This is a genomic window from Fructobacillus durionis (genome assembly GCF_900112405.1).
Classification (GTDB): Bacteria; Bacillota; Bacilli; order Lactobacillales; family Lactobacillaceae; genus Fructobacillus; species Fructobacillus durionis.
Genome location: NZ_FOLI01000010.1, coordinates 1 through 8,995 on the forward strand (window position 1 = coordinate 1; position 8,995 = coordinate 8,995).

The 8,995-nt window shown below is 42.5% G+C and carries 13 protein-coding genes; all 13 read left to right on the forward strand.

The annotated features are described in order from the left end of the window. A partial coding sequence (locus BMZ93_RS06605) for a phage portal protein (protein ID WP_244269351.1) occupies nt 1–261 on the forward strand: 261 nt, incomplete at its 5' end. Continuing rightward, entirely contained in the window at nt 251–1,087 is an 837-nt protein-coding gene (locus tag BMZ93_RS06220; protein ID WP_091503248.1) for a minor capsid protein, read from the forward strand. The genes BMZ93_RS06605 and BMZ93_RS06220, both read left to right, overlap by 11 nt. A gap of 10 nt (nt 1,088–1,097) precedes the next feature. Next, nucleotides 1,098–1,271: a hypothetical protein gene (locus BMZ93_RS06610; RefSeq protein ID WP_010691247.1), complete on the forward strand. Its 174-nt coding sequence runs from the start codon at nt 1,098–1,100 to the stop codon at nt 1,269–1,271. 160 nt (nt 1,272–1,431) lie between these two features. Beyond that, a complete protein-coding gene (locus tag BMZ93_RS06225) occupies nt 1,432–1,980 on the forward strand; it encodes a DUF4355 domain-containing protein (protein WP_091503250.1) in 549 nt (182 codons plus the stop codon). A 12-nt stretch (nt 1,981–1,992) separates the two neighbouring features. Continuing rightward, nucleotides 1,993–2,907 carry a phage capsid protein gene (locus BMZ93_RS06230; RefSeq protein WP_091503252.1) on the forward strand — a complete coding sequence of 305 codons (915 nt, stop codon included), beginning with the start codon at nt 1,993–1,995 and terminating at the stop codon, nt 2,905–2,907. Nucleotides 2,908–2,927: 20 nt separating this feature from the next. Next, nucleotides 2,928–3,275: a phage head-tail connector protein gene (locus BMZ93_RS06235; RefSeq protein ID WP_091503254.1), complete on the forward strand. Its 348-nt coding sequence runs from the start codon at nt 2,928–2,930 to the stop codon at nt 3,273–3,275. After that, a complete protein-coding gene (locus BMZ93_RS06240; protein WP_091503256.1) occupies nt 3,272–3,568 on the forward strand; it encodes a hypothetical protein in 297 nt (98 codons plus the stop codon). The genes BMZ93_RS06235 and BMZ93_RS06240 overlap by 4 nt, the downstream gene beginning before the upstream one ends. Continuing rightward, on the forward strand, nt 3,569–3,925 hold the full coding sequence (locus tag BMZ93_RS06245) for an HK97 gp10 family phage protein (protein ID WP_010692148.1): 357 nt from the start codon (nt 3,569–3,571) through the stop codon (nt 3,923–3,925). Next, complete coding sequence (locus tag BMZ93_RS06250; RefSeq protein ID WP_091503258.1) at nt 3,918–4,337, forward strand: hypothetical protein; 420 nt, start codon at nt 3,918–3,920, stop codon at nt 4,335–4,337. The genes BMZ93_RS06245 and BMZ93_RS06250 overlap by 8 nt, the downstream gene beginning before the upstream one ends. A 39-nt stretch (nt 4,338–4,376) precedes the next feature. Next, complete coding sequence (locus BMZ93_RS06255) at nt 4,377–4,919, forward strand: phage major tail protein, TP901-1 family (RefSeq protein WP_091503259.1); 543 nt, start codon at nt 4,377–4,379, stop codon at nt 4,917–4,919. Nucleotides 4,920–5,004: 85 nt separating this feature from the next. After that, nucleotides 5,005–5,370 carry a tail assembly chaperone gene (locus BMZ93_RS06260; RefSeq protein ID WP_091503261.1) on the forward strand — a complete coding sequence of 122 codons (366 nt, stop codon included), beginning with the start codon at nt 5,005–5,007 and terminating at the stop codon, nt 5,368–5,370. Between the two features lie 35 nt (nt 5,371–5,405). Beyond that, nucleotides 5,406–5,753 carry a hypothetical protein gene (locus tag BMZ93_RS06265; protein ID WP_143404280.1) on the forward strand — a complete coding sequence of 116 codons (348 nt, stop codon included), beginning with the start codon at nt 5,406–5,408 and terminating at the stop codon, nt 5,751–5,753. Continuing rightward, nucleotides 5,746–8,995: phage tail tape measure protein (locus BMZ93_RS06270; protein ID WP_091503265.1), on the forward strand; the 3,250-nt coding region annotated here is incomplete at its 3' end. The genes BMZ93_RS06265 and BMZ93_RS06270, both read left to right, overlap by 8 nt.

Consider the following 8,995-nt stretch of genomic DNA (forward strand, 5'->3'; position numbering starts at 1 on the left):
CCATGGAAGTTGGATTATCATAACATTAATTTTATGTTTACTGATAACTTGCCAACAGATGATGTCGCTACTATTCAAGTATTGCAACAATCAGGCGCTAAGTTCCCTCATGAGTACTTAGACCGTTATGCCCCTGGTATTGACACTAATGAGCTTGAAACGATGCGAGAGCGTGAAAATGAGCCAGTGAATGCCATGCAGGAGGAGATGAAGCGCTTGCAGGATAAAACCTCACAGCTAGGTGATGAAGATGACGAGTAATCATGATTTAGGACTACAATTTTCCAACCAGAGAGCAAGGGCTGATAATCAATCAGTTAAAGAGCTTAACAAGATGATTGCCAACAATCAGCAGGCTTTCTTGGCGTGGTGGGGGAGCTTTAATGATGAATATGATGACTTCGACCAGGCAGACTACTCACAATATCCAGATAGTGAGTTGGTCAGTGAGATAGACCATTACGCTATCCAGAATGGTATCAAGACGGTACAAGTGAACAATATTGACCAGTTATTAGAGTATGCACTGATGGTGTTTACTTCAGTCGTCGCCTTAAAGGCAATTAGTTATGTTGGCAAGTCGCTTAAGAATGAGGTCAAAGTAACGGCTGATTTTGGACGAAAAGTATATGACACGGCTGTACAAGAGATTGCTCAGAAAGTCATTGACCAAGGTATCAAGGGCGTTAAATGGTCTGATCGTATTTGGAGTAATCAAACACGGCTCCGTACTGATATGTCGAATATCTTACGAGAGTCTCTACTTGATAGTCAAAACCCGACGACCTATACCAAGCAGATTAAGGGCCGTTACGGTGTGTCAAGGTATGAGGCGGAACGTATTTTGCGTACAGAAGGTGCTAGAGTATCTGCTGAACAGCAAGTAAAGTCAATTAAGTCTGCTGGGTATAAAAAGCTAGAATGGGTGGCGGGCGCTGGTTCGTGCCAGCTATGTATGGAATTAGATGGAAAACAGTTCAAAGCAGCGAGCTTTGGTTCTGGGCGCTATGTAATTCCAAAGCACCCCAACTGTCGTTGCTCTGTAGTAGCGGTCGACGAATCGGACACAACAGTATACGAGGATTAGGAGAAATAATATGACACTTACGCTGGTTACAAAAAATGGCGATAGAAAGGTTATTAGTGATATTCAAACAGTAAGCGAAACAAAAGATTATGTTCAAGTTGAATATAGTGACCCAGATTTAAATGAGGATGTTCAGCTTCTGATTGGTAAATCACGATTGTCTGATGTAATTACAGGAAGTTAATATTCAAGTTGAAAGCATTCACTTAATTGTGAGTGCTTTTTTAGTACATAAATCGACCTGGGAAGTCGTTAAAAGCACCATAACAACGGAGTAGCGAGTGGAGGGTGTGCCATTAGGTGGAAACTGTGCAAGCTACTGTGCATTTATGTAGGAGGACGACATGTCGCAAGAAGTTAATACGCAAGTTGACCAAGAACCCGAAGTACAAGGTGACGAAAGTCAACAAGAAACACAAACTCTGTCGCAAGAAGAGGCTAACAAATTGGCTGAACAAGAGGCAGAACGTCGAGTGGCGAAGGCTCGTGCTAAGTGGGAAGAAACCATGAAGGACAAGCTCGAAGAAGCGAAGTCAGAAGGCGAGAAGTTAGCCAAGATGAGCGCACAAGAAAAGGCAGACCAAGCAGCTAAGAAACAGGCAGAAGAAATGAAGGCCCGTGAAGAAGCGTTGAATAAGCGTGAGCTTACTGCCAGTGTGCGTGATGAATTGGCTGATAAAAACTTGCCAAGTGATTTAGCTGAAACCCTTGTTTCAATTGGGGATGCTGAACAAATTAGCAAGGCAATCACGACCCTTGATGGATTGATTGCTGAACGAGTTAATCAAGAGGTTAACCAGAAGCTGCAAGGCTCTGGCAAGCCAAAAGGTGGTGCTTCGTCACTAACTGATGAAAATGACCCATTTGCCGCTAAGGCAGCAAAGTATAAATAAAGGAGGCCTAAAATGGCTCAAGAACAAATCTTTAATAAGAATTTTGCTGGAATTATTACGCCAGCTTTTCGTGCGTTGTCCGCATTTCAACCAGCATTCGGTGACTTGCAAACTAAGGATGGCGTAACTGAAAACGCAACTATGTTTTCTATCAAGTCAAATGACTTGCCAGCACAACTTGGTAACTATGATACTGACGCCAACACTGCGTTTAATGATGGTTCTGATAACTCTAACCGCTTTGGTAAGCGTAAGGAAATTATTTACAAGGAACAAGATGTTCCCTACGACAGCACTTGGGCATTCCGTGAAGGTCTTGACCGGTTTACTGTAAATGCAGACCTTAACTCTGCCGTTGCCGAGCGTTTGGACTTGCAATCACAAGCAAAGGTACGTTTGTTTAACGCATTGTTTGGAAAGAAGTTGACGGAAAGTGCTTCTGATGACCTGGGTTCTGTATCTGACGTTGTCAAGTTGTTTGGAAAGGCTTCTCAAACATACACGGACATGGAAATCATGACACCAGTACGTGCGTATGTTGATCCAGAAACGTACAACGCCATTGTGGATGCTCCAGCAACTACGACTGCTAAGAACTCTGCTACGAACATTGACACAAATGGTGTAGTGATGTTGAAGGGAATTCGTGTTACTCAAGTTCCTACTCAATACATGAACGGTGCTAAGGTTATCTTCACGCCTGACAACATTGGGCGTGCATTCTTGGGAATTAACATTGTTCGTACGATTGAATCAACTGACTTTGCTGGTGTCGAATTGCAAGGTGCTGGTAAGTATGGCGCTTGGGTTTCTGATTTGAACAAAAAGGCTATCTTGACGGCTGGATATACGAAGCCATCATCTACTGCAACTGGCAAGTCTGATAGCACAAAGTCCACGGATGCTAAAGATGAGGCCGGCAAGTAATTAGCTGAAAGGGGGCTAATATGAGTGAAACTAGTGTTGATACTGCAAGCGACTATGAGAAACTCTTAGACCCTAAGAGTTCGGTTAAGGATAAGCTTGAAATCATTGAAAAGAATGTAAAAGCTCGCTTGTCTGTCTTGCTCGGGCTGAAGAATACAAACATTCCTGATCAGTTTGACTACATTGTGGATGAAGTAGTGGCTGCTCGTTTTTCTCGTATTGGTAATGAGGGGATGAAATCGTCTGGGCAAGATGGGTTAACGCTTGTCTTCCAAGAAGATGATTTTTCTAAGTTCAAGAATGAGATTGACGAATACCGCACCGGAAACGTTACTGGCCGGCAGAGAGGTCGGGTGATGTTCCTATGAACGCAGCTACAAAGGTTGCTTTGTATGTGAAAGTCAAAGGAACACAAGACCCTCGTAATCCTCGCAAAAAAGGGGATGACGAGTTAGTTGCCGAGGTTACAGTGAATGTGACTAACTTAAGCGCTGCTAAGTCATATCGAGAGTATGGCGTTGTTTCATACGGCGAAAAGATTATTCGCTCTGTTGGCACCCTGCCATACTTTGATTATTGCTTGATTGATGGCAAAAAGTATGTGGTGCAGGAGCGACAGATGGTGGGCATTCGCTCGTCTATTCGAGTAAAGGAGGATTAGATGGGTGTAGTTGGCGCTGATAACTTTATTAATGTTCAATCAGAGAAGCTTCGTAAAGCTCCTGGTAAAGTATTCTCCATTTTGCAAGATACGGCGAATAGTACACGTTCACAGGCTGTTCGTATTGCACCGGTTCGTACTGGTTTTCTGCGTAATAACATTAAGCCGGAGATGGTGATTAACGGAACAAAAATGACGGCTACTGTGTACGGAAACGCCTTCAATGGTTCGTTTAACTACGGATACGCACAGGAATATGGAACGAAATATGTCCGTCCCAAGTACTTCATTACAACGGCTTTTGAGGCTCATAAAGAGCTATTTAGAAGTCGTTTGAAGGAGGTAATCAATGGTTGATACACCAGATTACGCTTTGTACAAAGAAGTCGGCGGTTATTTGTTCGATAAATACGGGGATGGTAGTAATGGTGGACAGTTCTTTAAGACTTTTCCAGAATTTCACGATTATTCATTTAACAACCCAATGGTTATTCTTGGAAATCAGTCGATGGGGCAAGATACACCTTTAAAAGGCGTGCTTGTATCGAAGCCTGCTATTACCATTCATGTATTTGGCGATATTGAGGCGCTGGAAGACGTTCAGGGCGTTAAGCAGTCTATTTACTCGTATCTCATGCAACTAAGCGCAGTAGGCGAATACAGGGTTGAATTAGACCCACACAATTTAATTAACACAGTGGCACAGGAGCAGGAAGACAACCTACGTCTGTGGCACGCAACACTTGATGTGACCTTTAAGGTCAACTAACACAAGACTCTAACGAGTCTTTTTTTATTGGAGGTAATTATGGCTGATTTAGCTAATAAGGCCGGTGGCAAGGCGATTGTATTTGCACGGCCATTTTCAAAACAAGCCGCCATGGTGGGGACAAAGGTTGCCTACCAGACGACTTATGGTTATAAGTTGTCCCGTGATTCAAAGTCAGAAGACACGAAGGATGGCAAGATTTCAAAAGGCGGATCACTTGATGGAACGCTTTCTATGGAAATGTTGGCATCTAACCAGGACTTGTTAAACGACATTGAGGACACCGTTGTTAAAGGTAACTCCATGGAATTCTGGATTGTCTACACAGACACGCCAGGTTCTTCTGCTAACAAGTATGTGGCTCGCTACATGGTGGCAGATATCACTTCTCATGAAGAAACTGGCGATTCGGATAACTCTGTATCGTTGAAGCTAGAAGCAACTATCAAGGATGGATACGCACGTCGTGGAGAAGTAACGTTATCGCTTGATGAAGCAAACTCCGCATACAAGTTTAAGGACTTGGGCAATGTTACGAATTCAGAGTCGTCTGACTCGGCTTCACAACCAACAACAAAGTAACTGATCGATAGTACAACGGCTAAACGTTCGAGCGGGGTGAGAAGCCCGATACTAAACTACTAATAGAAAAAATAGGAGAATTATTATGATCACATTTGAAATTAACGGTAAGGAATACCAATTCGCATTCAACTTCAAGTTTATCCGTGCCTTGGACAAGTCAGTTGTAGGGAATGTTAACGGCATTAAGTTTGGTGCCGGTGTTGACATGAACCTGTCTAAGTTTATTGTGGACGGCGACCCAATCGCTCTTTCTGATATTTTGATTGCTGCTAACCATGCTGCTGGCGGGAACTTGACCACTGGTATGTTGGATGACTTCTTCGATGATGAGAAAACTGATATTGATGCCATTGCTAATGAAGTAACGGAGGCATTGAAGGAAGGAAAATTTACGAAGAACAAGGTAGCGAAGGTAGTCGCTCAACAAGTAGTGGCACAAACAGCCTAAAAGAGTTAGATAGCGCAAGCCAATACCATGAAATCTTGGTCAATGGCTTGCGCTATTTTAATGTATCCAACTCTGATGAAGTAGCGAATATGACTCCGAGAGAGTATCAGCTACAAATTGAGGCGGCTCAACTGAAAGAAATTGACAAGAAACACGCTATCCATGAAATAGCCTGGGCTTCAATGGCTGTTGAACAAACTAATGCCAGTGGAAATAGCCTTAAGTTTGACACTTTCGACAAGTTCTTCGAAAGAGATTACAAAAAGGCCATCAACAAGATTAAGCAAGAGTTTAATCCGAAAGCTGCAGTTGATATTCCTTCAGAAGAGTCAGGTTACAACATGGACCTATTACAAGAACTAGAAAGGGGGTTAAATGGCTGAACAATATGAAGTCAAAGCAGTCTATTCTGCTGATATAACGGCGTTTAGTGCTGGCGTTCAGACGGCAATTGCCTCGATGAATAACTTTAGTCGTACAGCAGAAAAATCAACTAAATCAGTGGCTGGTAGTGTAGCTGGTGTTGGTAAGTCAATGATGGTTGCAGGAGCTGCAGCGACAGCAGCCGGTGTAGCCGGATTAAAGTCATATGGTGATTTTTCCAAGACCATGAACCAGGCCGCAGTTGTTGCTGGTGGAACAGCTAAAGACATCAAAGGACTGACTCACGTTGCTGAAGAAATGGGCGATGAATTGCCAATTAGTGCTAAGGAATCAGCAGAGGCAATGCTTTCAATGGCTCGAGATGGGGCTTCACTGGACCAGATCAAGCAAGAGTTCCCAGCAGTTGCTCGTGCAGCTACCGCCGCTGGTGCTGATTTGCAAGCGACGGCCAATGTTGTTCAACAGTCAATGAACATTTGGGGTGCTTCAATTGGCACACCGGCACAGGCTGCTGCAGACTTGACACAAACGGCCAATCTTTCTAATGCCTCGATTGAGGACATGCAGCAAGCATTGGCAACAATTGGTGGAACAGCCTCGAACGCTGGTATTTCCATGCAAGACACTTCAACTGCTATTGGACTGTTAACCAATAAAGGATTTAGTGCAGCGCAAGCTTCACAGGATTTGAACCATGCTATTTTGATGATGCAAGCACCTTCAAAGGGGGCTGCTAAGCAAATGGATGCACTGGGTCTTAGTTTTAACGATGCACAGGGAAATATGAAACCGTTCCCACAGATACTCGCCGAAATATCTGAAAAAATGGATGGTATGAGTTCCTCTGAAAAGGCTGATGCGCTAAAGCGGATGTTTGGAACATCTGGAATGGCTGCTATCCTTCCACTGATGAACTCAATTCGTGATGAAACAGGTAGTACAACGACTTCTTGGAAGGCCTTTTCTAATCAGCTTCAAAGCACGACATCGACTGCTGCTGAAGCTAATGACTTTTTGAGCGGTCAAGCTGCGGAAATGCAGAAAAACGTTGGTTCTAAGTTAAAACGACTAGAAGATAACATGGGCTCGTTAAAAAATGCATCATTTGATACAAAGGCTGGTATTACTGGTGCATTACTTGATTCTGGAAACGATTTTGTTCGTTGGGCTACGACGAGTAATAGCTCAGTTGCAAGCATCGGAAGAGAGTTTGTCGGACTACTTCCAGTTCTTGGTCCAGTGACAACTTATATTGGTCTTTTTACTAAATTAATGGGACCAGCATCTGCTGCTGTAACAATGTTCACTAATCCTATTGGATTATCTGTGATTGCCTTATCTGCTTTGGTAGTTTATTTAATTGATGTCTATAACAAAAATAAAGAGTTTAAGAAAACAATTGATAAGGTTGGAAAAGCTCTATCAGAAATGTTTGTTCCTTATTTGAAAGCTGCCTGGAAAGCGTTGCAAGATATTGGGCCCACATTGGGAATTGTTTTAGGAACAATTGGTGGTGGAGTAGTTACAGTACTTGCGTTTAACAAGGCAGTGAGCGGTCTTGCTACAGCGATGGACTTAGTTGCCAAAAATAAGGTTGTTGCCGTTATTATTGCTCTTGCTATTGCCGCACAGTATGCTTACAAGCACAGTAAAACATTCAAGAATATTGTAGATACCATGGCGAGAGGGGTTAAAGTTTTAACTGATAAAATCAGGGAAAACAAAGATGCCATGGATACTATGAAACGAGTTGTGAAGTTGTTAGCTGGTTCAACTGGATTAATCATGCTTGTGATGGCATTTAAAAAAGTTAAAAGCGCAACCTCGGGGGCTACTGGACTGCTAAAAAGTTCCGGAAAACATTTTGAAAAGCCAGGAAGTGGGGCTGGCAAGTCTCAAAAATCATTAGATAAATTCGCTAATACGCTTATTAAAATTAGTTTTTCAATTGGAATTGTCTTTGCCTCTCTTTCACTATTTGCTTTTGCACTAACTGGATTAGCAAAAACTGGTAATGAAGGAGCGGTTGTCATTGGGGTATTTGGTGCAGCTATTGTTGGAATAATAACTGCAATTGGGTTATTTGCTCCGGCAATTTCAGTTGCAACGCCTGGATTATTAGCCCTATCTGGCTTGTTTATCTCGATTGGAGCGGCAATTGCCATTGCAAGCGTTGGACTAGCAACTCTTGTTAACGCCATTTCAAAGTTAATCGATACGCTCAATAACGCTAACCAAGCTGGAGAGAATGCTAAACAATTACTGGTATCAATTGGAGAAGGCTTTGCTGGCATGATTGCTCAATTCCTAATCAGCTTAGAGGAAGCAGTTCCTCAAGTTGTTCAAGGATTCATTGATATGCTTGTATCGGTCTTTAACATTATTGCAACCAATGCTCCAACAGTCGTGGGGGCATTTACTGATATGATTGTGAGTTTGATTAATGCTATTAGCGACAATCTGGGAAATATTCTTGATGCTGGTACTAATTTAGTGATCAACCTGCTTAAAGGCATTGGTACTAAAACTAATGAAGTGATTAATGCTGGGGTTGATATGGTTAAAAGTATTCTCCAGGGTATAACTGATAACCTACACAAATTGTCAGACACTGCTGTTGATTTCGTAAACCGTCTGGTTTATGAGATTGGTTACGCTGCAGGTCGGCTTTGGGGATCTGGATCACAACTTTTAGATACTGTTGTTAAAGGATTTAATGATGGCCAAAGTAAGGCAAAAGATGCTGGAACTAATGCTTCTAATTCTGTTCATGATGGAGCTAATTCTGTTGATTTGTTCGATGTTGGAGGATTCTTAATGTCGGGACTGACAAACGGAATTGGCGCCTCTGCCTCAAATGCAGTAATTGCAGCGGTAAGGGTTGCTAAGGGAATTCTAAAAGGTGTTAAAGGTGCCTTGGGAATCCATTCTCCATCAAGAAAAATGGCTGAAGTTGGAATGTTTACCATGATGGGAATGCAGAATGGTATTGATGATAATTCGTATCGTGTAACTGATTCTATTTCTAATGTTGCTGATGAAGCCGTGAAAGCAGCTCAATTCGGAACAACTGGATTTGAGTACAGCATGACGCCGGTTACTTCTGGTTTTGATTTAAACGATAATGGGACTGTTTCCATGTCGCTTGAAAATAATAAGCAACCTGCACAATTGAACCTAGCTATGGGTCAGAACACTTATTCTGCTTATGTAGACGATATTTCAAACCAACAAGGCAAGT